This window comes from Microterricola viridarii, assembly GCF_001542775.1.
In the GTDB taxonomy this organism is placed as follows: Bacteria; Actinomycetota; Actinomycetes; order Actinomycetales; family Microbacteriaceae; genus Microterricola; species Microterricola viridarii_A.
Genome location: NZ_CP014145.1, coordinates 2,059,038 through 2,081,388 on the forward strand (window position 1 = coordinate 2,059,038; position 22,351 = coordinate 2,081,388).

20 protein-coding genes are annotated in these 22,351 nt (G+C 68.7%); 5 read left to right on the top strand and 15 right to left on the bottom strand.

Annotated elements, in window-relative coordinates:
* Window positions 1-83: 83 nt before the first annotated feature.
* The 3 genes from AWU67_RS09525 to AWU67_RS09535 all read right to left on the bottom strand — a co-directional run bounded on the left by AWU67_RS09525 (window position 84) and on the right by AWU67_RS09535 (window position 3,649).
* The gene (locus AWU67_RS09525) at window positions 84-1,454 is read right to left on the bottom strand and encodes a PhoH family protein (RefSeq protein ID WP_082716892.1); all 1,371 of its coding nucleotides are present in this window, start codon (window positions 1,452-1,454) and stop codon (window positions 84-86) included.
* Window positions 1,455-1,693: 239 nt separating this feature from the next.
* On the bottom strand, window positions 1,694-2,821 hold the full coding sequence (locus AWU67_RS09530; RefSeq protein WP_067228254.1) for an aminotransferase class V-fold PLP-dependent enzyme: 1,128 nt from the start codon (window positions 2,819-2,821) through the stop codon (window positions 1,694-1,696).
* A gap of 42 nt (window positions 2,822-2,863) precedes the next feature.
* Window positions 2,864-3,649 carry an isoprenyl transferase gene (locus tag AWU67_RS09535; protein WP_067228256.1) on the bottom strand — a complete coding sequence of 262 codons (786 nt, stop codon included), beginning with the start codon at window positions 3,647-3,649 and terminating at the stop codon, window positions 2,864-2,866.
* A 72-nt stretch (window positions 3,650-3,721) separates the two neighbouring features.
* Between AWU67_RS09535 and trhA the strand changes: the two genes are divergently transcribed.
* The gene (gene trhA / locus AWU67_RS09540) at window positions 3,722-4,402 is read left to right on the top strand and encodes a PAQR family membrane homeostasis protein TrhA (RefSeq protein WP_067228259.1); all 681 of its coding nucleotides are present in this window, start codon (window positions 3,722-3,724) and stop codon (window positions 4,400-4,402) included.
* A gap of 194 nt (window positions 4,403-4,596) precedes the next feature.
* Window positions 4,597-5,637, top strand: a complete 1,041-nt coding sequence (locus AWU67_RS09545) for an endonuclease domain-containing protein (protein ID WP_082716893.1) — start codon at window positions 4,597-4,599, stop codon at window positions 5,635-5,637.
* A 78-nt stretch (window positions 5,638-5,715) separates the two neighbouring features.
* Here AWU67_RS09545 and AWU67_RS09550 read toward each other — a convergent pair whose 3' ends face one another.
* Window positions 5,716-5,979 carry a hypothetical protein gene (locus tag AWU67_RS09550; RefSeq protein WP_082716894.1) on the bottom strand — a complete coding sequence of 88 codons (264 nt, stop codon included), beginning with the start codon at window positions 5,977-5,979 and terminating at the stop codon, window positions 5,716-5,718.
* 126 nt (window positions 5,980-6,105) lie between these two features.
* On the opposite strand from AWU67_RS09550, the gene AWU67_RS09555 reads away from it, so the two are divergent.
* Window positions 6,106-6,519, top strand: a complete 414-nt coding sequence (locus AWU67_RS09555; protein WP_067228264.1) for a DUF4307 domain-containing protein — start codon at window positions 6,106-6,108, stop codon at window positions 6,517-6,519.
* Between the two features lie 118 nt (window positions 6,520-6,637).
* Entirely contained in the window at window positions 6,638-7,129 is a 492-nt protein-coding gene (greA, locus tag AWU67_RS09560) for a transcription elongation factor GreA (RefSeq protein WP_067228267.1), read from the top strand.
* Between the two features lie 73 nt (window positions 7,130-7,202).
* Here the strand turns inward: greA and ilvA are convergent, their stop codons facing one another.
* Genes ilvA through AWU67_RS09590 form a run of 6 tightly spaced genes read right to left on the bottom strand, consistent with a single transcriptional unit; the run spans window position 7,203 to window position 13,756 of the window.
* Window positions 7,203-8,462 carry a threonine ammonia-lyase gene (gene ilvA / locus AWU67_RS09565; protein ID WP_067228269.1) on the bottom strand — a complete coding sequence of 420 codons (1,260 nt, stop codon included), beginning with the start codon at window positions 8,460-8,462 and terminating at the stop codon, window positions 7,203-7,205.
* A 4-nt stretch (window positions 8,463-8,466) separates the two neighbouring features.
* Window positions 8,467-9,759 (bottom strand): AI-2E family transporter, encoded by a 1,293-nt coding sequence (locus AWU67_RS09570; RefSeq protein WP_082716895.1) that lies wholly within the window; start codon window positions 9,757-9,759, stop codon window positions 8,467-8,469.
* 9 nt (window positions 9,760-9,768) lie between these two features.
* Window positions 9,769-10,830, bottom strand: a complete 1,062-nt coding sequence (locus AWU67_RS09575) for an ABC transporter ATP-binding protein (RefSeq protein ID WP_067228272.1) — start codon at window positions 10,828-10,830, stop codon at window positions 9,769-9,771.
* A 19-nt stretch (window positions 10,831-10,849) separates the two neighbouring features.
* Window positions 10,850-11,686 carry an ABC transporter permease gene (locus tag AWU67_RS09580; protein WP_067228275.1) on the bottom strand — a complete coding sequence of 279 codons (837 nt, stop codon included), beginning with the start codon at window positions 11,684-11,686 and terminating at the stop codon, window positions 10,850-10,852.
* Window positions 11,683-12,612 (bottom strand): ABC transporter permease, encoded by a 930-nt coding sequence (locus tag AWU67_RS09585; RefSeq protein ID WP_067228277.1) that lies wholly within the window; start codon window positions 12,610-12,612, stop codon window positions 11,683-11,685. The genes AWU67_RS09580 and AWU67_RS09585 overlap by 4 nt, the downstream gene beginning before the upstream one ends.
* 37 nt (window positions 12,613-12,649) lie before the next feature.
* Entirely contained in the window at window positions 12,650-13,756 is a 1,107-nt protein-coding gene (locus tag AWU67_RS09590; protein WP_067228279.1) for an ABC transporter substrate-binding protein, read from the bottom strand.
* Between the two features lie 209 nt (window positions 13,757-13,965).
* On the opposite strand from AWU67_RS09590, the gene AWU67_RS09595 reads away from it, so the two are divergent.
* Window positions 13,966-15,108, top strand: a complete 1,143-nt coding sequence (locus AWU67_RS09595) for a winged helix-turn-helix domain-containing protein (protein WP_335339005.1) — start codon at window positions 13,966-13,968, stop codon at window positions 15,106-15,108.
* A gap of 459 nt (window positions 15,109-15,567) precedes the next feature.
* Here AWU67_RS09595 and AWU67_RS09600 read toward each other — a convergent pair whose 3' ends face one another.
* From AWU67_RS09600 to AWU67_RS09620, 5 genes are all read right to left on the bottom strand, one after another.
* Window positions 15,568-16,992: an NAD(P)/FAD-dependent oxidoreductase gene (locus AWU67_RS09600; RefSeq protein WP_067228282.1), complete on the bottom strand. Its 1,425-nt coding sequence runs from the start codon at window positions 16,990-16,992 to the stop codon at window positions 15,568-15,570.
* Between the two features lie 99 nt (window positions 16,993-17,091).
* A complete protein-coding gene (locus AWU67_RS09605) occupies window positions 17,092-18,759 on the bottom strand; it encodes a dipeptide ABC transporter ATP-binding protein (protein WP_067228284.1) in 1,668 nt (555 codons plus the stop codon).
* Window positions 18,756-19,622, bottom strand: a complete 867-nt coding sequence (locus tag AWU67_RS09610) for an ABC transporter permease (protein WP_067228286.1) — start codon at window positions 19,620-19,622, stop codon at window positions 18,756-18,758. The genes AWU67_RS09605 and AWU67_RS09610 overlap by 4 nt, the downstream gene beginning before the upstream one ends.
* Window positions 19,619-20,575: an ABC transporter permease gene (locus AWU67_RS09615; protein ID WP_067228288.1), complete on the bottom strand. Its 957-nt coding sequence runs from the start codon at window positions 20,573-20,575 to the stop codon at window positions 19,619-19,621. The genes AWU67_RS09610 and AWU67_RS09615 overlap by 4 nt, the downstream gene beginning before the upstream one ends.
* Before the next feature lie 99 nt (window positions 20,576-20,674).
* Complete coding sequence (locus AWU67_RS09620) at window positions 20,675-22,336, bottom strand: ABC transporter substrate-binding protein (protein ID WP_067228291.1); 1,662 nt, start codon at window positions 22,334-22,336, stop codon at window positions 20,675-20,677.
* Window positions 22,337-22,351 lie beyond the last annotated feature (15 nt).

Here is a 22,351-nt window from a genome sequence, read left to right on the forward strand (position 1 = left end):
GCACAAGCATGGTCGCTCGCGTTGCGTGCGTGACGTGGGGCGGATTCCGCGGAATCCGCCCCACGCGGTCACACGCGTGCCTGCTAGGCGAGCTCGTTGGACTCCAGCATCTCGGTGACGAGCGCGGCGATCGCGGAGCGCTCGGAGCGGGTCAGCGTCACGTGCGCGAACAACGGGTGCCCCTTGAGCGTCTCGATCACGCTGGCGACACCGTCGTGCCGGCCGACCCGCAGGTTGTCGCGCTGCGCGACATCGTGGGTGAGTACCACGCGCGAGTGCTGCCCGATGCGACTGAGCACGGTGAGCAGCACGTTGCGCTCCAGCGACTGGGCCTCGTCGACGATCACGAAGGCGTCGTGCAGGCTGCGCCCGCGGATGTGCGTGAGCGGCAGCACCTCGAGGATGCCGCGGTCGAGCACCTCCTCGAGCACGTTCTCGGAGACGAGGGCGCCCAAGGTGTCGAACACGGCCTGTGCCCACGGGTTCATCTTCTCGGCCGCATCGCCCGGCAAGAATCCCAGCTCCTGGCCGCCGACCGCGTAGAGCGGTCGGAACACCATGATCTTCTTGTGCTGCTGCCGTTCGAGCACCGCCTCCAGCCCGGCGCAGAGGGCGAGCGCCGACTTGCCGGTGCCGGCACTGCCGCCGAGCGACAGGATGCCGATCTCCGGGTCGAGCAGCAGGTCGATGGCGAGCCGTTGCTCGGCCGAGCGGCCGTGCAGCCCGAACACCTCCCGGTCTCCGCGCACCAGCTTGAACTCGCCGCGCGCCGTCACCCGGCCGAGTGCGCTGCCGCGATCCGAGTGCACCACCAGGCCCGTGTTCACGGGCATGTCCTGCACGAGTCGCGTCGACATCCGCTCCCTCTCGTAGAGCGCCGTCATCTGATCGGCGTTCAGCGTGATCTCGTCCATGCCGGTCCAGCCGGAGTCGACGGCGAGCTCGTGCTTGTACTCCTCGGCGGCCAGGCCGATGGAGGCCGCCTTCACCCGCAGCGGCAGGTCTTTCGAGACGACCGTGACGGCGAGCCCGTCGTTGGAGAGGTTCAGGGCCACGGCGAGGATGCGCGAGTCGTTGTCGTTCAGCTGCAGCCCGCTCGGCAGCACGCCCAGGTTGGAGTGGTTGAGTTCGACCCGCAGGGTGCCGCCTTCCCCCACCGGGATCGGGAAATCCAACCGCTCGTGCTTGATGCGCAGCTCGTCGAGGTTGCGCAGCGCCCGACGCGCGAAATAGCCGATCTCGGGGTCATTCCGTTTCGACTCCAACTCGGTGATCACGATCACCGGCAGCACGACGGCATGCTCGGCGAAGCGGAACATCGACGACGGGTCAGACAACAAGACCGAGGTGTCCAGCACATAGACGCGCTCGGATTGCTCGACGTTCCGCGGCCGGGAATCCCCTGCCCGCGTGGCCTGTTCCGGCCCCGACTGCCCCTGCTCGCGACTGTTCATTGACGGCTGACGAACTGTGACCACAACCACTCCCACCCCGGCATTTCTGCCCAGTTTTACGAGTTGGCCACGTGGTATCGAGTCGAACTTATGTGGCCGTCTCGATCAGGCGCACGCCTGATGAGAGTGACGTTACGACCGCGGGGGCCTTTGCGCACCACGACACGCCCCATGCAGGCAATGTTTACCGAACGGATGCCGGTCACGCAGCCGAGCGCGCCGGCCGCACCGGCCCCGGCTCAGTAGGAGGCAGCGCTCGCGTAGGAAGTGAACGCGGCGCGCACCATGTCGACGGTGTCCTCGTGCAGCACGGCGTGCACGCTGAGGCGCACGGAGCCCTCCCTCACGGTCGCGGTCACGCCGTGGTTGAACAGCGAGGCGCTCAGCAGTGTGAGTTGCTCGCGCGGCGGTTCGAGCACGAGGAGCCCGGCCCGCTCCCGCTCGTTGCGCGAGCTGGAGACGGGAATCGCGAACTCGTCGGCCAGGTCGATCATGCGCGACACGTTCGCGGCGACGGCCTCGTGAATGGCGTGCACTCCCACCGCGGCGATCTCCTCAAGCGCCGCCGCGAGGCGGGCCTCGGCGATGCCGTCCGGGTTCGAGGTGCGGAACGCCCGGGCAGCCGCGCTCGGCGGCGGGGTGGGGATCGAGTCCCACACCTCGTCTTCATCGGTGCCGGTGAAGCCAGAGAACACCGGCGTGAGTCGGGCGAGGGCGCGCTCGCTGAGCGCCATCACGCCCGTGCCCCAGCCGGCGCGGCACCACTTCTGGCCACCGGTGACGACGACATCCGCCACCTCATAGGGCGCATCGACGACGCCGAATCCCTGGATGGCGTCGACGATCAGCAGCCGATCGCCGATCACCTGCCGGATGCCGTCCAGATCGGCGAGGTAGCCGGTGCGCGAATCGACCAGGCTCACCGCGACGGCGGCCGTGCTGGCACCGAGCTGCGCCTTGATCTGGCCGGGCGTCACCGTGCCGTGGTCGGTCGACAGCCACTGCGGCTTCGCCACGTGCAGCGCCTCGTGCGCCCGGGAGGCCGCGATCGGCAGGCTTGGGAACTCGCCCGGCGAGAGCAGCACATCGCCGGTCAGGCCGAACATGGCGTGCAGCAGCCCGGTGGTGGTGTTCGGAATGGCCACGACCTGCTCGGCGGGGCGGCCGAGCAGCACTCCGGCGGCGGCGCGCAGTCGCTCGTCCTGGTCGAGGATCCCCTGCAGGCTGCCGAAGCGGGCCCGGCCGAGGATCTCGGTGAGACCGGTGGACTCGGCGGAGGCCACGGCGGAGATCGGCCCGATGCGGCCGTAGTCGAGGTAGCCGGGCTCCTCGCCGAAGCCGGCTGCGTAGTCATCCCAGGTAGTCATTGTTTCCTTTCGGCACGCGTTGGGTGAGCGTGCCCGGTCGAGCTATCCGCCGAAGCGACGGTTGCGCTTCGCGTAGTCACGCAGGGCGCGGAGGAAGTCCACCTGGCGCAGATCCGGGCCGAGTGCCTCAACAAAGTAGAACTCACTGTGCGCGCTCTGCCAGAGCATGAAGTCGCTGAGGCGCTGTTCACCCGAGGTACGGATGACGAGGTCCGGGTCCGGCTGGCCGCCGGTGTAGAGGTGCTCGCCGATCAGATCGGGGGTGAGCCGCTCCGCAAGGTCTTCGAGGCTGCCCCCGCCGGCGTGGTGGTCAGCGACAATGCTGCGCATGGCATCCGTGATCTCCTTGCGCCCGCCGTAGCCGACGGCCAGGTTCACGTGCAAGCCCTTCTTGCCCATCGTGCGGGTCTCGGCCGCGCCCAGCGCCGCGACGAGCGGCTCAGGCAGCCCGGCCGTCGAGCCGACATGCTGCACCCGCCAGTCCCGGTAGCGGGAGAGATCGTCGGCGAGCTCGGCGATGATCTCGATCAGGGCGTCGAGCTCCTCCGGGGAGCGATTGGTCAGGTTGTCGCTGGAGAGCAGGTACAGCGTGACCGTGGAGATGCCCAGGTCGTCGCACCACTCCAGGAACTCGCGCATCTTCGCCGCACCGGCCCGGTGGCCGTGCGCGGCGTTGTCGAAGCCGAGGAGTTTGGCCCAGCGCCGGTTGCCGTCGATGATCATGGCGACGTGGCGCGGAAGGGTCTCCGCAGTGAGACCCCGCCGTAGCCGGTTCTGATAGAGGCCGTAGAGGATGCCCCGGCCGAGTGATTCATCGCGCGTGTGCACAGAATTACGTTAGTGCACTCCCCTGCCCAGACCCACATTTCCCCGGCCAGATGTGTGTCGTATCCTGAGCATATGACTCTGCACGGTCCCGAAGTGGACAGCCCCGTCGAGGTGAAACCGCTCTGGCGCGGGTGGATTCATGCCGGCACCTTCCCGGTGACGATCGCGGCCGGCATCGTGCTCATCGTGCTGGCGCAGGGTGCCCCGGCCAAGTGGGCCAGCGCGGTGTTCATGCTCACGTCGATGCTGCTGTTCGGCAACTCCGCGCTCTACCACCGCTTCAATTGGAAGCCCCGCACCAGGATGCTGTTGAAGCGCATCGACCACGCCAACATCTTCCTGCTGATTGCCGGCACGTACACGCCGATCGCGGTGCTCGCCCTGCCCCCGGAGAAGGGCCTGGTGCTGCTGGCCGTCGTCTGGGGCGGTGCGCTGCTCGGCATCTGCTTCCGCGTGTTCTGGATCAACGCGCCGCGCTGGCTCTACGTGCTGACGTACCTGGCCCTCGGCTGGGCCGCCGTGATGTACCTCGGCGACCTGCTCGCGGTGAGCGTGGCGATGATGGTGCTCGTCGCCGTCGGCGGACTGCTCTACAGCGCCGGCGCCGTCGTCTACGCACTGAAGAAGCCGAACCCCCTGCCCGGCGTGTTCGGCTTCCACGAGATTTTCCACGCCTGCACGGTGCTGGCCTTCCTCTGCCACTGGGTGGCGATGCTGATCATCGTGCTCCACCCGGCCTACCACGCGGGCTAGCCCCACCCGCTGCCGCCGCCGCCCGTCCAAATTCCGTTGAGAGCGGTCAAATGGCCGCTTTTGCGCGCCAAATGCGGCCATTTGACCGCTCTCAACGGACTCAGGGGGCGGGCACGCACGGGCGTGATTGCGCGCGCGAGTGTGGCTGTGGATAACTTCGGCGGGCACGGGCGCATCTGCGGCATCATCGGTGCATGGACGAGCATGGGGCGGCGAGTACGGGCGGCACACCGGGCAATCCGGGAGCGAGCGGCAGGCTGCCTGCCGAGTTCACGGACCGGGCATTCCGGGTAGCGGATGCCGTGCGCGCTGGTGTGCCGCGGCGCGCCCTGCGCGGCCGCGATGTGGACGCGCCGTTTCACGGCATCCGCGTTTATGGTTCGGCGGGGCCGCTGCGCCGAACCGCGGGCAGTGGAGTCGCCGGGGAGCGCGAGATCATCCTCGCGCGGGCTCGGGCCTACCTTCCACTCATGGGGCCGGAGCAGATGTTCAGCCACGAGACGGCTGCCACCGTTCTTGGGCTGCCCCTCCCGAGGCGGATGCAGCGCGCAGATGCCCCGCTGCATGTGCTCTCCCCGCACGCGTCCACTCGGCGCGGCGGCGCGGGCATCACCGGCCATCACTCCGCATCCACGATTCGACGGTACGAGACGGCCGGCGTGCCAACCGTGTCGCCGATCACGCTCTGGCACCAGCTCGCTGAACGACTGAGCGTCGACGAGCTCGTCATGCTCGGCGACGCGCTGACACGGCGGACGAATCCGCTCAGCGATCTGGACGCGATGGTCGGCTCGCTGGACAGGCTCACCCGGCATCGCGGGATCGTGGCGTTGCGTGAGGCCGCCACGCTCGTTCGGCCGCGCACCGATTCACCGCGCGAGAGCGAATGCCGACTGTTGCTCGTGCGCGCCGGGCTGCCCGAGCCGGAGGTCAACGGAACGATCCTCGACGAGGACGGCAACTTCGTGGCCTACGGAGACATGGTCTACCGCGAATACAAGGTCCTGGTCGAGTACGACGGCGGGCAACATCGCGACGATGAGGCGCAGTTCCACCGAGACATTGACCGGCTGGATCTGCTCATGGCACTCGGCTGGCGGGTGCTGCGATTCAACCGGAGCCATCTGCGCGCTGACGCGGTGATCGTCGCCCGCACGCGTGAAGCTCTCCTGCAGCGGGGCTGGCGCCCGCACAACCCGCCAGCGCACCGTCCCACGGCCCCGCAGTTCCGTTGAGAGCGGTCAAATGGCCACCTAGAGCCGCGAAAAGCGGCCATTTGGCCGCTCTCAACGGACTCTGACGTCGGTGAGGGGTTACTGCTTGTCGTCGGGGGCGGATGCCGGGGCACCGGCCTCGCGCTCAGCGAGCTCCGCCTCGAGGCGGGCGCTGATCTCGGCCTTGTAGTTGGTGCGGCGGATGCGGCGGACCATGTCAAAACCGATGCCGACCACGGCCAGGGCGATCGCCGCGGTGGCCACAAATCCCCAAATGCCGGGGGTCACGGTGTCTGGATCGAACTCCTTGTCGCCCGTCGCCATGGCGAAGCGCGTCGAGAGCTCCAGAATCGTCGTGTACACGTGCGGAACTCCTCAGGATTGCCGGATAGCCTTAGGACAAGCTTAAGCCACGACGGCGCCCGGCCGTACCCAGCGGCCGCCCCGTGCGGCGCCCGCAGAATTCCCGCCGATCAGGAGCCCCGCAGCATGAGCACCGCCAACGCCCAGCCGACCGATCTGGATCAGCGCTACGGGCGCACCCCCCGCAAGGGACGCCGCGACCGCCTGACGCTCATCATCGCTGCCGCGGTGTTCGCCGTCGTGCTGGTCGCCTGGGTGGTGTGGGCAGGCCTGGACGGCAGCAAGCCGATGGTCGAGGCCCGGGATGTCGCGCACACGGTGATCGACGACCAGACCGTGCGCGTCGACTACGAGGTGTCGATGCCGGCCGGTGAGACGGCCAGCTGCGCCGTGCAGGCACTCAATGAGGACTTCACCGTGGTGGGCTGGAAGATCGTCGATGTGCCGGCATCCGACCGCTTCACGCAGGCATTCAGCGACACCGTGCGCACCACTCTCCCCGCCAACACAGGGTTGATTTACCACTGCTGGCTCACCTAAAATGAGGACTTCGCCCTGACTGCACAGTCGGGGCGTCGGCTTTACCCCGCGCACTATCACGAGCAACATTTCTGGCGATCCCGGACTCCGTCCGCGTCGCTCAATCCAAGGAGAAGCGATGGCATCCGACACGAGCGTTACGTGGCTGACACAGGAGGCGTTCGAGCGCCTCAGCGCCGAGCTCGAGGCTCTCTCGACCACCGGCCGTGTCGAGATCGCCTCCAAGATTGAGTCCGCGCGCGAAGAGGGCGACCTCAAAGAGAACAGCGGCTACCACGCTGCCAAGGACGAGCAGGGCAAGCAGGAGGCCCGCATTCGCCAGCTCAAGGATCTGCTCAAGCGCGCCGAGGTCGGCGACGCCCCCGAGAGCAAGGGCATCGTCGAGACCGGCACCGTGATCACGGCGGACATCGCCGGCGACGAGACCGTGTTCCTGATCGGCGACCGCGAGATCGCCGGCGACAGCGACTTCGACGTGTACAGCCCGCAGAGCCCGCTCGGCGAGGCCATCCTCGGCATGAAGGTCGGCGCAACCACCAGCTACACGGCCCCGAACGGCAAGGAGATCACCGTCGTGATCAACAAGGTCGAGACCTGGAGCGGCCAGTAACGACCCCCACACCTCACAGAGCGCTGGCCACCAACCCTCGGGTTGGTGGCCAGCGCTCTTGTGTGTGGCGCCGCTAGTTGCGGCGCTTGTCGAGCTTGGGCTCGTAGCCGTCGGCGCGGAGTGCCGCGAGCACTTCTTCGACGTGGGCCGGGCCGCGGGTCTCAACGGTGATGTCGAGCTCCACCTCGGTGATCTGCAGGTCGGGGCCGTGCTGCGTGTGCAACACCTCGATCACGTTGGCGCGCACGCCGGCGAGGATGGTGGCGACGCGGGCGAGCTCGCCCGGGCGGTCCATCAGCATGACGCGCATGGTCAGATAGCGGTCGGATGCCGCCAGGCCGTGGCTGATCACGCGCTGCATCAGCAGCGGGTCGATGTTGCCGCCGGAGAGGATCGCGACGGTGGTGCCCGTGCCGCTGATCTTGCCGGCCAGCAGCGCGGCGACCGAGACGGCGCCGGCCGGCTCCACCACGAGCTTGGCCCGCTCCATCAGCACGAGCAGTGCCCGGGCCGCGTCGTCCTCACTGACCGTGACGATCTCGTCGACGGCATCCTGGATCATCAGGTAGTTCAGCTCGCCGGGGCGGTAGACGGCGATGCCGTCGGCGATCGTCGGCTTGAACGGGATGTTCACCGGGGTGCCCGCCTCAAGCGACGCGATGTAGGAGGCTGCGTTCTCGGCCTGCACGCCGATGACACGCACCGGGCGGCCGCCTGCTGCGGCGAGCTGCTTGAACGCGCTGGCGATGCCGGAGATGAGGCCGCCACCGCCGATCGGCACGACCACGGTGTCGAGGTCTGGCACCTGCTCGAGCAGCTCGAACGCGATGGTGCTCTGCCCGGCGACCACAGCGGGGTGGTCGTACGGCGGGATGAAGATGGCGCCTGTCTCCTCGGCGAAGGCCGCGGCGGCGGCCAGCGTCTCGCCGAACACCGAGCCACTGAGCACCACCTGGGCGCCGTAGTCGCGGGTGGCCTCGAGCTTGGGCAGCGGCACGTTGGTCGGCATGAAGATCGTCGCCTCGATGCCGAGCTCGCGTGCGCCGAGCGCAACGCCCTGGGCGTGGTTGCCGGCGGATGCCGCGACGACGCCGCGGCTGCGCTCCTCGGTGCTCAGCGCGGAGAGCCGGTTGAAGGCGCCGCGGATCTTGTAGGAGCCGGTGCGCTGCAGGTTCTCGCACTTGAGCAGCACCGGAGAGCCGAGGAGTTCGGAGAGGAAGCGCGAGGTCTCGACGGGCGTGACCTGCGCGACCGCCGCGACCGTTCCCCGGGCAATCTGCATGTCGGCCAGGGTGGGTCCGATCAGGGTGGCGGGCACAGAGTTCTCGGTCATTGCGTCAATTCTTTTGCGTAGGGGCGGACGGGGTGGGTGTAACGCTGCGACGGTAGCCGGGCCGGGTTTGCGGCACCGTGCTCCAGAGCGGCGCGCTGGGCTCGGGGGACGGCGGTGGCGGCGTATGCCGCCAGACGCCGCTGGAGATGTAATGCACCATCACATTGAGCACGGCAGCGACGGGCACGGCGAAGAGGGCACCGGGGATGCCGGCCAGCATCGAGCCGGCGGCGACGACGAGCACCACGGCGAGCGGGTGCACCTTGACGGCCGTGCCCATGATGAGCGGCTGCAGCACGTGGCCCTCGATCTGCTGCACCAGCAGAACGACGCCGAGCATGGCCAGGGCGATCGGCCAGCCGTTGTAGATCAGCGCGATGGCGACGGCAACCGCGCCGGTGGCGACCGCGCCGACGATCGGGATGAAGGAGCCGAGGAAGACCAGCACGGCGATGGGGATGGCCAGCGGGACCTGCAGGATGGCCGCGCCCAGGCCGATGCCGACGGCGTCAATGGAGGCCACCAGGACCTGCACCTTGACGAAATTGCCGAGCGTCGTCCAGCCGGCGTTGCCGGCCCCGTCGACGGCCGCCCGCGCCCGACGCGGGAAGATGCGCACCGCCCAGTTCCAGATGCCCTTGCCGTCGATCAGCATGAACAAGGTGGCGAACAACGCGATCAGCATGCCGGCCACGAAATGGCCGAGCGAGGAGCCGATGCTCAGCGCGCCGCTGATGAAGATCTGGCTGTCCTGCTGGATGGCATCGCCAATCTGCGCCAGGTAGCCGTTGATTTGCGTCTCGGTCAGCTGCAGCGGAGAGTCCAGCAGTGCCTGCTTGAGCTGCTCGTACGACTCGACGGCGCGCGCGCTCAGGTTGCCAGAGCTGCGCGCGATCTGGGTGATCACGAGCACCATCAGTCCGGCGACGAGGGCCAGGACGCCGAGCATCGCCACGGCAATGGAGAGGCCGCGCGGCCAGCGGTGGCGGTGCAGGAAGTTCACCAGCGGGCTGAGCAGCGCCGCCAGCAGCACGGCCACCAGCACCGGGATCACGATCAGCCGCAGCTGGACGATCAGGAAGATGATGACGGCGATCATCGCGCCGATCAGCAGCAGGCGCCACGACCAGGCGGCGCCGAGGCGTACTCCCGTCGGCAGCGACTGCGCGACCTGCTCCTCGGTCGGCGTCAGCGGGGCGGCCAGCTCGGTTCCGGCCGATGGCTGGGCGGTTTCAGCTCGCCCGGCACGCCACGGAGACCCACGCCAGCCCTTGCGTTTTCCCGTTGATTCGGTCATTTGGACAGTCTATTGCCGTGTATATGCCGTTTCGGTTGTGGAGCTGCGCGCGACGGCCTGGCCGCCCCATGCGATGCAGAGGGACTCCCCCGGTTGTGGGTTGTGTTGCACCGGGTGCTGCACCACCAGCACCGTTCCATCGCCGAGCCGCACGCTCGTCCTGCGCATCGAGCCGAGGAAGCTGGAGGCGAGCACGACGGCGGGGATCCCGGTGGATGACAGCTCGATGTCCTCCGGGCGCACCAGCACGTCGACGGCGCCATCGCCGGCCGTACTGTCCAGCAGCGGGACCGGGTGCCCGTACAGCTCGACCACACCGCTCCGCGCCACACCGGTGACCCGGTTGCTCTGGCCGACGAAGCGCGCCACGAACGGGGTGGCCGGTTGCGTGTACAGCTGCTCCGGCGAACCGATCTGCTCGATGCCGCCGGCGTACATCACGGCGACCCGGTCCGAGATCGCCAGGGCCTCCTCCTGGTCGTGGGTCACGAACACGGTGGTGATGCCGAGCCGCAGCTGGATGCGCCGGATCTCCTCGCGCAACTGCTCCCGCACCTTCGCGTCCAGCGCCGAGAGCGGTTCGTCCAGTAACAGCACCCGGGGCTCGGTCACCAGGGCTCTGGCGAGCGCGACGCGTTGTTGCTGGCCGCCCGAGAGCTGGTGCGGGTAGCGCTCCGCCTGCGCGCCGAGGCCCACCACATCCAGCATCTCGCGCGCACGCATCTCGGCCTCGCGGGCGCGCACCCGGCGCATGGCGAGGCCGAACATGACGTTCCGCACGGCGCTGAGGTGTGGGAACAACGAGTAGGACTGGAACACCATGCCGATATCGCGCTTGTTCGTCGGCTGCGCGGAGACGTCGACGCCGTTCAGCAGTACGACGCCCGCCGTGGCATCCTCGAGCCCGGCCAACACGCGCAACGCCGTGGTCTTGCCGCACCCGGACGGCCCGAGCAGCGAGACAAGCTCCCCCGGGCCGACGGTGAGGTTGAAGCCGTGCAGCACGCGCTGCTTGCCGTAGTCCTTGGTGATGTCAGAGAACTCGACGGTGCTGCTGCGGTGCTGGGTCATGGTGTTGTCTTTCTCGGGTTCATTTGCTCGGCCGGATGCCGCGGCGCCCGCCGATGGCTGCACCGCGGTCTATCACGAGCAGCAGCACGAAGGCGAAGCCCAGCGCGAGCAGCGACAGGATCACGGCGACGTAGGGGTCCTGCTTGTTGACGACGAAGAGCGCCGTCTGCAGGTTGGGCCGGTTGAGCAGGGAGGCAATGGTGAACTCACCGAGCACGACGGCCACGGAGAGCAGGAGCGCGGCGAGGATGCCGGTGCGGAGGTTCGGTGCGAGCACCTTGAGCAGCACCGTCACCCAGCCGGCACCGAGCGAGCGGGCCGCCTCGGCCAGCGTGCTGATGTCGACGGCGTCGATGTTGGCCTGGATGGCGCGGTAGGCGTAGGGCAGCACGGTGATTCCGTAGGCGAGCGAGAGCGGCCAGATCCCGGTGCCGATGGTGCGCCCGATCACCAGGTAGACGGGCGCGAGGCCCACCACCAGGACGATGGCCGGGATCGAGATCGGCAGCAGGCAGAGGAATTCGAACGGCCGGCGCAACCTCGGGAACCGCAGCGCGATGAGCACCATCGTCGGCACCAGCAGGAACAACACGATCACGGCGACGCCGAGGCAGAGCACCATCGAGTTGCCGAGCCCGACCCAGATCGGCGCGTAGCTGGCCCGATTGGCCGGGTCGAACAGGGCGAACCAGTGCACCAGGCTGTGCCCGCCGGCGCTCTCGCTGTCGCGCAGCGTGAATTCCGCCATCGAGACGATCGGGATGGCGAAGAGCAGGCCGATCACGCCGACGATGGCGCGGCTGCCGATCACGCCGGGGGCGAATGCCGGCGCGCTCTCCCGCACGGCGCCGCTCATTTCTGCCACCGGGCCGCGCGACCCTGCACGACGGCATACGCCCACATCACGAGCCCCATCACGACGATCATGCCGAGCGCTAGGGCGCCGGCGAGGTTCTCCCGGCCGAGCACGGTCTCGCTGGTCAGTGCGGCGCGAATCTGCAGCGGCACGATCTGCGAGCCCTGGCTGGCCAGCGCCGCCGCTGTGGCATACGACGAGAACGCGTTGGCGAAGAGCAGCAGGAAGCTGGCCAGGAAGGACGGGGCCAGCACGGGGAGGGCAACCCGGCGCCAGAAGGCGGCGCGGGTGCCGCCGAGGGTCAGCGTGGCCTCCACCCAGGTCGCCTTCAACGCGGTCAGCGCCGGCAGGAACGTGATCACCATGAGCGGCACCTGGAAGTAGATGTACGGCAACACCAGCCCGGGCAGGCCGTAGATCCAGGCCCCCTCCGCGAAGATGTCGATGCCCCAGCTGTCGCGGAGCCAGACGGTGATCAGGCCCTGGAGCCCGATCGTCGCGACGAAGGCGAAGGCGAGCATGATGCCGCCGAACTGCGCGAGCACACCGCTCAGGGCGGCGACCGTTGCGCGCACGGCGCCGTCGGCACGGAAGCCGAGCAGCGCGTAGCAGAGCAGCGCCCCGAGGAGTGCGCCGATCACCGCGGTGAGCAGCGAGAGACCGATCGAGTTGCCGAAGGTGGCCACGATGAGGGGGTCGGCGAGTGCCGTGATGTTGTCGAGGGTGAGGCCACCGGCGGAGTCGAAGAAGCCGCTGCCGACGGCGAGGATCGTCGGCACGGCCAGGAAGAACAGCAGGTAGGCGGCGAAGGGAAGCAGGCCGAGCAAGTCGGCGCGCAGGCGACGCGTGGACGGGGTGGGCGGAACGCGCCGCGGGGGCTGGCCGGTGTGGCCAGCCCCGACGGCCGTCGCAGTGAGTGACGACATGCGTGTCTGAGCGTCGGTGTGTCTGGGTGTCCGCGCGTCAGTTGACGGCTGTTGCCCAGTTCTTGCCGAGCAGCTCGCCCGCTGCGGTGCTCTGCTTCTCGGTCGGGACGACCGTGTCGCTCGGGCTGTCGGGAAGCGCCGCGAACAGCGTCTCGTCGATCGTTCCGGCCTCGGCCATGGCGTCGGCGCGCACCGGGCGTGCACCGCCGGCGAGCCAGAGGTTCTGGCCCTCGTCGCTGTAGAGGAACTCCTGCCACAGACGCGCGGCGGCCGGGTGCGGGGCATCCTTGTTGATGGCCTGGTTGTAGTAGCCCGCGTAGCCGGTGCCGGGAAGGATGACGACCTTCCAGTTCTTGTTGTCGGCCTTGTGCGCGGCGTTCAGGTAGTCCCAGTCGAAGACGACGGGGGTCTCGCCGGATGCCACGGTGGCGGTGGTCACGTCGACCTTGAGCATGTTGCCGGCCGCGTTCAGCTCGCTGAAGAAGTCGATACCGGCCTGGAAGTCATCCAGGGTGCCCTTGTTCTGCACGGTGGCGAGGCCCACCGCGGCGAACGCTGCGCCGGCCTGAGTCGGGTCACCGTTGATGGCGACGGCACCCTTGTAGTCGGTGCCGAGCAGGTCCTTGAGGGCGGCCGGGGCGTCGTACTTCGAGGAGTCGTAGCCGATCGACATGTATCCGCCGTAGTCGCCGACGAAGAGCCCGGAGGATTCCTTGAGCGCGTCGGGGATATCGGCCCACGTGGCGACCTTGTATGCGGCGAACTGCTTCGTGTTGGCCAGGGCGACGGTCAGACCGAGGTCGAAGACGTCCGGCGCCGTGTCGAGCCCCGCGTTGGTCTTGGCGGCCTGGATCTCCTCGGCGCTGGAGACGTCCGGCGACTGCTCGGTGATCTTGATGTCGGGGTACTTGGCACTAAATGCGTCCAGCACCGCGCCGTAGTTGGCCCAGTCGCGCGGCAGGGCGATGACGTTGAGGGCGCCCTCCGCGGTGGCGGCGGCTTCCAGGTCGGCCAGCGTGCCGAAGCTGTCGAGGCTGGTGGCGGTCGCGGCATCCGCTCCGCCGGCGGCGGGTGCCCCGGCATCGCCGGCACAGGCGGTGAGGGCCAGGGCCAGGACTGCAGCGGTTGCGATGCCAGCGACCATAGTGCGCTTGGTAAACACGTATCCTCCGGTGGGTCGCGACGGCCGCCTCTGCTGTGTGAGGCGTCGGAACCTTCGCTAGCCTCTGCGAGAGTAGGGAGGGCAGGTTTCCGCCTAGCGGAGCCAGTGTGAACGACGGGTGAATCGCGGATGGAGAACGCGCGCGGGGCCGGTGAGCGCCGTGTCGGATGTCGGCGCTAAGGTCGATTCCGATGGTTGACACAGTCTCAGCGGCATCCGCCCGCCGCATCGCCCTGGCCGCACAGGGATTCGCCCGCCCGCGCCCCGCCGCCGTCGGCAAACGCCAGTTGAACGCGCTGATCGGTCGGCTCGGCCTGCTGCAGCTGGACTCGGTGAACGTGTTCGAACGCTCGCATTACATGCCGGTGTTCGCCCGCCTGGGTGCCTACGACAAGGCCACACTGGACGCGCTCACGTTCGCCCGCGGCGGCGAGTACGTCGAGTATTGGGCGCACGAGGCGGCGGTGATCCCCGTCGAGACCTGGCCGTTGCTGCGCTGGCGGATGCAGCACTACCGCGACAAGCACGCCGCCGACCTGTCGGCCTGGGCGCACACGAACGAGCCGATGATCGCCTGGCTGAAGGCCGAGCTCGCCGAGAAGGGCCCGCTGCCGGCCAGCGCCATCGAGCACGACGCGAACAAGAGGAACGGCCCGTGGTGGGGCTGGTCCGATGTGAAGATCGGCCTCGAGGTGCTGTTCCGCTGGGGCGAGTTGGCGTCGGCCGGCCGCACCCGGTTCGAGCGGAACTATGCGCTGCCCGAGCAGGTGCTGCCGGCATCCGTGATCGAGCGGGCGGTGCCCCGTGCCGAGGCGCAGCGCGAGCTGGTGCGGCACGCGGCGGAGGCGCACGGCATCGGCACGGCCGGCGACTTCGCCGACTACTTCCGGATGGGCCGCGTCGACACCCTTGCCGCTGTGCATTCGCTCGTCGAGGAGGGCGTGCTGCTGCCCGTGACGGTCGAGGGTTGGAAGCAGCCGGCCTGGCTGCACCGCGATGCGCGGGTGCCGCGCCGGGTGGAGGCGGCCGCACTGCTCTCGCCGTTCGACCCGGTGGTGTGGGATCGGAAGCGCGCGGAGCGGCTGTTCGGCTTCCATTACCGGATCGAGATCTACACGCCGGCGCCGAAACGGGTGTTCGGTTACTACTCACTGCCGATCCTGCTGGGCGACACGGTAGTCGGGCGGATCGACCTGAAGAACGACCGGCAGGCCGGCGTGCTGCGGGTGCAGTCCGCCTGGCACGAGGAGGGGGCCTCCCCGACATCGCTGCCCAGCTGGCGCCGCTGGTGCGCGCCGCCGCCGAGTGGCAGGGCCTCAGTGAGGTCACGGTGAACGACTGGGGCACGCTCGCGCTCCCCCTCGCCGCTGAGCTCGCCCGCGCCTGACCGCGGGGCTGTTGGCTTCGGTCGCTGGCGCTCCCTCGAGCCAACGGGGAGATGCACGCCGGCTGGAGGGCGCCGCGCCGCGACGAAGGAGCAGCGCAGCGCCCGAAGCCCCGGAGCCAACCCGACAGGGCAGCCCCGATACGCTCCGCACAGTTGGCTTCGGTCGCTGGCGCTCCCTCGAGCCAACGGGGTGGGTCGCCCGCCCCTCCTGCTTGTCGAGTAGGCCCGCCAGGGCCGTATCGAGACCCGGTTTCCGGCGAGAAACCGGGTCTCGATACGCGCCGCAGGCGGCGCTACTCGACCAACGGGAGGGCTACCCGCGACATCCGCGCCCTCCCGCTGATTGAGCCTGTCGAAATCCAGGTTTCGGCAGGCTCAACCAGCGGAGCGGGCCGCCCTCCCCGTGTTAGGAGTCGAAGCCGAGGCCCAGCGAGTCCAGCGTCTTCAGCAGCAGGTTGCGCTTGCCCTCGCGGTGGTCGGCCCGGTCGAGCGACCAGCGGGTGAGGTTGATGCCGATGGATGCCGCAGGCTCGGGCGGGAATGGCATGCCGCGCTTGCGGACCATCTCAAGCTCGGTGCGCTCGGTCTTCTCCCCCGCCAGTTTGTCGAGCATGACGTCGGCGCCGAAGCGGGCCGCGCCCACGCCGAGGCCGGTGAACCCGGCGGCGTACGCCACCCGGCCCTTGCGTGCCACGCCGTAGAACGCGCAGAAGCGCGTGCTCGCGTCGATAGCCCCCGCCCAGCGGTGCGTGAACTTCACGCCCTCCAGCTGCGGGAAGGTGGTGAGAAAGTGGGAGGCCAGCTTCTCGAAGCTCTCCGGGCGGTCCTCGTACTCCGTCTTGACCTTGCGGCCGGAGTGATAGATCGCGTCGTAGCCGCCGAACAGGATGCGGTTGTCGGCACTCAGACGGTAGTAGTGGAACTGGTTGGCCATGTCGGCCAGCCCTTGACGGCGCTTCCAGCCGATGCTCTCCATCTGCGCCTCGGTGAGGGGCTCCGTCATGAGCACGTAGTCGTAGACGGGGATCGTCATCAGCGCGTTGCGCTTCAGTAGCGACGGGAACACGTTGGTGGCCAGCGCCACCTGCGGGGCCCGAACCGTGCCGCGGTTGGTGACGAGCTCGATCAGCTCTCCCTCGTCGTCGATGCGCTGCACGGCGGTGTTCTCGTGGATGGTGACGCCGAGTTCGACGCACACGCGGGCTAGCTCGGCGGCGAGCTTGGCCGGGTGCACCATCGCGCAGCCCTCCTTCTCCCAGTGCCCGGCCAGGAACGTCGGCGAGGCGATCTCGGCCTGCATGGCGGCACTGTCGGCGAACAGGTTCTCGTCGTCGCCCTCACCGGCGATCCACTCGATCTGGTGCGGCTCCACGGCGACGGCGATCATGCCGGTGCGCTCGAAGTCGCAGTCCATGCTGTAACGGGTGATCGTCTCCTCGATCGCGTCGAGGTTCTCAAGGCCGAGGCGGGTGAGCGTCTCCATCTCGTCCGGCCAGCGGGACTGCCCGTTCTCCTCGCCGTGGGTGAGGCTGGCCTCGCAGAATCCGCCGTTGCGTCCGGATGCCGCCCAGCCGATCGTCTCGGACTCGAGCAGCGTCACCTTCCGCCCGGGGGTGCGCTCGACTGCGCGCAGGGCGGTCCACAGCCCGGTGTACCCGCCGCCGACAACCACGAGGTCGGCCGCGGCGTCACCGGCGAGTGCCGGGTACTCCGTGCGCCCCTCTGCGATGTCGTCGAGCCAGAACGGCCGTGCCACGGCGCCCTCCAGCGCCTGCTTGACGGCGGCCCGGGAGGGGGCTGATCGTTCGAATACCGTGCGGTGCGCGGTCACTGTGCATCCTTTTCGTTGTGTGTTGTGACGGGCAGGCTCGCCTGTCGTTGGGTGCTGCGGGGTGAGACCCCGCAGCACATGTGTAGCAGTTCTCGGCGCTCAGGCGTTCGCCGCGGCCGGCTCCCGGGTGTCGTTCTCCCACGCCGGGCGCGGGATCGAGTCGAGCAGGAGGCGGGTGTACGGGTGCTGCGGCGCGGCCAGGAGCTGCACCGACTGTCCACGTTCGACGATCTCGCCGGCCTTCATGACCACCGTCTCCTCGCAGACCCGGCGCACGACGGCCAGGTCGTGGCTGATGAAGAGCACGGTGAGTCCGCGCTGCTGGCGGATGTCGGCCACGAGGTCGAGCACCTGGGCCTGCACCGACACGTCCAGGGCGCTCGTCGCCTCGTCCATGACGAGCACGTCGGGCTCGATGGCCAGCGCCCGGGCGATCGCGACCCGCTGGCGCTGCCCGCCGGAGAGGGTGCGCGGGCGGGCATCCGCATACTGCTCGGCGAGCCCGACCTGATCGAGCAGCTCGATCACTCGGCTGCGGGCCGCGCGCGAGTCGAGCTTGCCGTGCAGCCGCAGGGCGTCCTCGATCGAGCGGCCGGCCGCGATCCGCGGGTCCAGCGAGAGATACGGGTCCTGGAAGACCATCTGCACCGAGCGGGCGTGCGCCAGTCGCTCCGCGCGGGTGCGGGGCACCGTGGTGCGGTCCCGGCCGTCGACCTGGATTCCGCCGGCGTCGGCGCTCTCGAGCCCGACGATCATGCGGGCGAGCGTCGACTTGCCCGAGCCGGACTCGCCGACGACGCCGAGCGCGCCGCCGCGCGGGATCGACACGGAGATGGACTTGACGGCATCCACCGTCGCCTTGCCGCGACGCTTGTACGACTTGCTGAGCCCCTCGACGGCGAGCATCGGCCCGGCCGCGGACTGGGTGTCGGCCACGGCCCCCTCCGCGGGCGCACTGCGGCGCTGTTCGAGCTCGGCCGTCTCCGCCGCGCTCAACCGGATGGTGGGCGTCGCCTCGATCAGGCGCCGGGTGTAGGGCGTCTGCGGATTGCCGAACACGGCGCGGGCGGTGCCGTGTTCCTCGACCTTGCCCGCAGACATCACGTAGACCCGGTCGCAGAGCGAGGCTGCGAGGTTCAGGTCGTGCGTGATGAACAGCATGCCCATGCCGCGGCTGGCCCGTTGCTCGGAGAGCACGGAGACGATCTCGGCCTGGGTGGTGACGTCCAGGGCCGTGGTCGGCTCGTCGCAGATCAGCAGCTGAGGCGAGCTGGTGAGCGCGCCGGCGATCATGACGCGCTGCAGCATGCCGCCCGAGAGCTCGTGCGGGTGCTGGTGCATGTGGTCTTCCGGACGGGGCAGGCGCACGGCGGCGAGCAGCTCCTTCGCGCGGGCGTTGGCCTCGGCGGCCGGTTTGCCCTCGCAGAGCCGCAACGACTCGGTGAGGTGGTCGCCAATGGTGCGCATCGGGTTGATGCCGGCCCGCGGGTCCTGGAAGATCATAGATGCGGTGTGCCGGCGCAGCTCGAGCAGCTGCGCCACGGACGCCCCGAGCACCTCGGTCTGCCCGAGGCGGACGGAACCGGTGGTGCGCGCACCGTCGGGCAGCAGACCGATCACAGCGCGTGCAGTGAGCGACTTGCCGGAGCCGGATTCGCCGACGAGGCCGACGGTCTCGCCCTCCTCGATCCTGAGGCTGATGCCGTCGAGCAGCCGGCTGCCGTTCGGCAGGTCCAGCGTCAGCTCGTTGATCTCCAAGAGCGTCATGCGGGAACTCCCCCACCGATGCGATCAGACAATTCTTCTCCGATGATGTTGACGGCGACGACGACGATCACGACGGCCACCGCGGGCACGATCGCCGGCAGGAAGTAGCCGCCGGTCAGTCCCGCCTGGGCCTCGTTGATCATGGCTCCCCAATCGGCCATGGGGGCTTGCACGCCCAGACCGAGGAAGGAGAGTCCGGCGAGCTCGGCGAGCACGTAGCCGAAGTTGAGCGTGGACTGTGCGCCGACGATCGGCGTCACATTGGGCAGCACGCGGCGCAGAGCGATCCATGGCCCGCTGAAGCCCTGCACCCGGTAGGCAGCAACGTAGGGGCGGCTGCGCTCCGAGATGATGAGCTGCCGGGTCAGCCGCGCCACGAACGGGGCGTAGGCGATGCTCATCGCGATCACGGGGGCCACGAGCCCCTTGCCGAAGAGTGCGACGGCCATGATGGCGATGAGGAGCGACGGGAAGGCGAAGATGACGTCGAACAGGCGCCCGAGCACCGAATCGATCCAGCCGCCACGCCACCCTGCCAGGAGGCCGAGCAGGATGCCGAGAATCGTCGAGAACACGACCACCAGCAGCGGGCCGAGCAAGGCGGTCCTGGCGCCGAAGATCATCCGGCTCAGCGTGTCGCGTCCCAGCGAGTCGGTGCCGAGCCAGTGTGCCGGACTCGGCCCCTGGTAGACCGCGCTCAGGTTGACGAAGTTGGGGTCGTACGGGGCGATGAACGGCGCGAAGATCGCGGCCAGCGTCATCACCGCGACAACGCCCACGCTGACGGCGTACCAGCTGGCCGCCCGCTTCATGCGCGGCGCGCGCATCATGCGCATCGCGATTGTGGGTGTCGGTGCACTCATCGGGCACTCCCTCCTGCCGCTGAACGCGGGTCAATCCACGGTTCGAGGACATCGATGATGCCGTTCACGACGACGAAGGCCGTCACGACGAGCAGCACGATCGCCTGCACGACCGGGAAGTCGAGTCGGTCGACGGATTGCACCAGCAGCGAGCCGATGCCGGCGACGCCGAATGCGGCCTCGACGATGGAGCTGGCCACGAGCAGACCGGCCACGAGCAGACCGCTCACGGTCAGGATCGGCCCGATCGCGTTGCGGAAGACGTGACGGCGGATGACCGTGCCACGGCGCAGGCCGCGGCTGGTGGCGACCTCGACGTGCTCGCGCCCCAGCTGCTCGACCATCGAGGAGCGGGTCACTTTGCCGACCAGCACGACGAACACGAGCGCGAGGGCGATCGAGGGCAGCGTCAGGTGGTAGACCATGTCGGAGAAGCCCTCACCGGATCCGAAGGTCGGGAACCAACCCAGCTGCACCGCGAAGATGGCGATCAGCACGATCGCCCCGACGAAGGAGGGGATGGCACCCAACACGGTGAGGCCGATCAAGATGGACCGGTCCAACGGCCGGCCCCGGTTGAGCGAGGCGATGATGCCCGAGGTCAAGCCCAGGACACCGATGATGAGGCCGGCCATGACGACGAGCATCAGCGTGACGGGCAACCGCTCGCCGATGACGACGGAGACGTCCTGCCGGTACTGCAGCGAGCGGCCGAAATCGCCCTGCAGCATCCCGGTGAACCAGTTGACGTACTGCTGCCAGACCGGCAGATTCAGGCCGTACTGCTCCGTCACCAGTGCGACGGCCTCTGGGCTGGGCTTGCGCCCGCGGAGCAGGAAGCTGACGGGGTCACCCGGCACGAGGAATCGCGAGAAGAAGACCAGGAGCGAGACGAGGAACAGTGTGAGGACGAGCGAGCCGAGTTTGCCGCCGATCCGCCGCGCGAGCATCATCGTGCACCTCCCCTACTGAGTTCTAGTGTGTTGAAGAAATGGGGGGTGGGGCACCCCGCCCTGCCCCGCCGGAGGCGGGACAGGGCGGGGCTGGTGGTGTTAGCGAGCGCCAATGGTCGCTGCCCACGGGTAGTACAGGAAGGCGATCGACGGAGCGACGCCGGTGACGCGCTCCCCCATGAACATCGGCATCGGGCCGGTGAACAGCGGGAGCCAGGGCAGCTCGGCGTTGGCAATGACCTGGGCCTTGGCCGTCAGCTCTGAGCGCGCCGCCGGGTCGTCGACGCCGAGGGCCTCAGAGACGATGGCGTCGAACTCGGGGTTGGACCAGTTGCCGTAGTTGCTGAACTCGCCGGTGCGCAGAACGCCGTACATCTCCAGCGGGTCGGGGCTCGAGAGGTACCAAACGGTGTAGAACAAGTCGACACCCTCGCGGGCACTCGGGTCGGAGAACAGTGCGGTGTAGGCACCGGGGGTCACCGTCTTGATGTTGACCTTCAGCCCGATCGCCTCGGCCGCAGCCGCGGTCGCCTGGGCGATGATGTTGAAGTCGGAGCCGATCGGGGCCGTGACGTAGGTGAGTTCCTCACCCGCGAAGCCGGACTCCTCGACCAGCTTCTTGGCCGCATCGATGTCGTACGGGTAGTTCTCGATGTTGTCGAACGCCTCGGTCACCGCGGCGTCGCTCGCCCCGCCCCAGACCGACTTCGTGGTGTGCACGTCGGAGATCTCGCCGACGCCCTTGGAGGCCGCGTTGAGCACGCCCTTGCGGTCGATCGCCATCAACAGTGCCTTGCGCACGTTCGGGTCACCGAGCGGGCCGTCCAGGTTGCTGACGACGAGGTTGGAGACCGCCGTCGACATACCGAAGTACACGTCGCCGGCACCGGAGTCGCGCAGCTGCGGCACGGCGTCGAACGGGATCATCCATGCACCGTCGACGTCGCCCGACTTCAGCGCGTTCACCCGCGCAGTGGAGTCATTGATGAACACGAACTTGACCTCGCCCGACTTGGCGGTGAGCTCCGGGTCCCAGTAGTTGTCGTTGCGCTTGAGAGTGATGCTCTCACCCTGCTGCCAGTCTTCGATGCTGAACGGGCCCGTGCAGTTGACCAGCCCGCTGGAGTTGCCGTAGTCGGTGCCGGCGGCCGCGAGGGTCGCGGCGGACTCGATGACGCCGGCGGAGCCGCCCATGCCGAGGTTGAACTGCGAGTCGGGGATGCCCGTCTTCACCGTCACCTGCATGTCGCCGGTCTGCTCGATCGAGACGACGTTCTGGTAGACGGAGTACCAGGCCGAGCCCACGGCGGGGTCGATGATGCGGTTCATGGATGCCACGACGTCGGCCGCGGTGAGCGGGGTGCCGTCGTGGAAGGTGACGCCGGAGCGGATGTTGTAGACCCAGGTCAGCGGGTCGGGGCGCTCGAACGACTCTGCGAGGCCGGGCGACAGCGTGTAGTCCGGGTTCAACCGGAGCAGCGATTCGCAGACGTTGGCGAGGACCTGGTTGTCGGCGTAGTCGAAGGCATAGGCGTAGTCGAGCGTGTACGGCTCGGCGTAGCTCGCCCAGCTGTACGAGTCGATGTCACCGGACGGCGCGGCCGTCTGGGTCGTCAGTTCCCAGTCGACGGTGCCACCCTGTTCCTGCGAGGCCGGGGCCGAACAGGCGCTGAGCGCGAGTGCGGAGGCAACTCCGACCGCGATGAAGGCGGTGCGCCGACGCGCCGACCGGCGCGTTGAGGCTGTGCGTGAGGTGGACATGCTGTGTACTCCCTT

Excerpts from the sequence above, each read along its gene's own strand:
- AWU67_RS09530 (WP_067228254.1), bottom strand. The coding sequence starts at position 2,821 with ATGACTACCTGGGATGACTACGCAGCCGGCTTCGGCGAGGAGCCCGGC.
- AWU67_RS09590 (WP_067228279.1), bottom strand. The coding sequence starts at position 13,756 with ATGGTCGCTGGCATCGCAACCGCTGCAGTCCTGGCCCTGGCCCTCACC.
- AWU67_RS09570 (WP_082716895.1), bottom strand. The coding sequence starts at position 9,759 with ATGACCGAATCAACGGGAAAACGCAAGGGCTGGCGTGGGTCTCCGTGG.
- greA (WP_067228267.1), top strand. The coding sequence starts at position 6,638 with ATGGCATCCGACACGAGCGTTACGTGGCTGACACAGGAGGCGTTCGAG.
- AWU67_RS09610 (WP_067228286.1), bottom strand. The coding sequence starts at position 19,622 with ATGAGTGCACCGACACCCACAATCGCGATGCGCATGATGCGCGCGCCG.
- AWU67_RS09595 (WP_335339005.1), top strand. The coding sequence starts at position 13,966 with ATGGTTGACACAGTCTCAGCGGCATCCGCCCGCCGCATCGCCCTGGCC.
- AWU67_RS09605 (WP_067228284.1), bottom strand. The coding sequence starts at position 18,759 with ATGACGCTCTTGGAGATCAACGAGCTGACGCTGGACCTGCCGAACGGC.
- trhA (WP_067228259.1), top strand. The coding sequence starts at position 3,722 with ATGACTCTGCACGGTCCCGAAGTGGACAGCCCCGTCGAGGTGAAACCG.
- AWU67_RS09620 (WP_067228291.1), bottom strand. The coding sequence starts at position 22,336 with ATGTCCACCTCACGCACAGCCTCAACGCGCCGGTCGGCGCGTCGGCGC.
- ilvA (WP_067228269.1), bottom strand. The coding sequence starts at position 8,462 with ATGACCGAGAACTCTGTGCCCGCCACCCTGATCGGACCCACCCTGGCC.
- AWU67_RS09545 (WP_082716893.1), top strand. The coding sequence starts at position 4,597 with ATGGACGAGCATGGGGCGGCGAGTACGGGCGGCACACCGGGCAATCCG.
- AWU67_RS09525 (WP_082716892.1), bottom strand. The coding sequence starts at position 1,454 with ATGAACAGTCGCGAGCAGGGGCAGTCGGGGCCGGAACAGGCCACGCGG.
- AWU67_RS09580 (WP_067228275.1), bottom strand. The coding sequence starts at position 11,686 with ATGAGCGGCGCCGTGCGGGAGAGCGCGCCGGCATTCGCCCCCGGCGTG.
- AWU67_RS09585 (WP_067228277.1), bottom strand. The coding sequence starts at position 12,612 with ATGTCGTCACTCACTGCGACGGCCGTCGGGGCTGGCCACACCGGCCAG.
- AWU67_RS09575 (WP_067228272.1), bottom strand. The coding sequence starts at position 10,830 with ATGACCCAGCACCGCAGCAGCACCGTCGAGTTCTCTGACATCACCAAG.
- AWU67_RS09555 (WP_067228264.1), top strand. The coding sequence starts at position 6,106 with ATGAGCACCGCCAACGCCCAGCCGACCGATCTGGATCAGCGCTACGGG.
- AWU67_RS09615 (WP_067228288.1), bottom strand. The coding sequence starts at position 20,575 with ATGATGCTCGCGCGGCGGATCGGCGGCAAACTCGGCTCGCTCGTCCTC.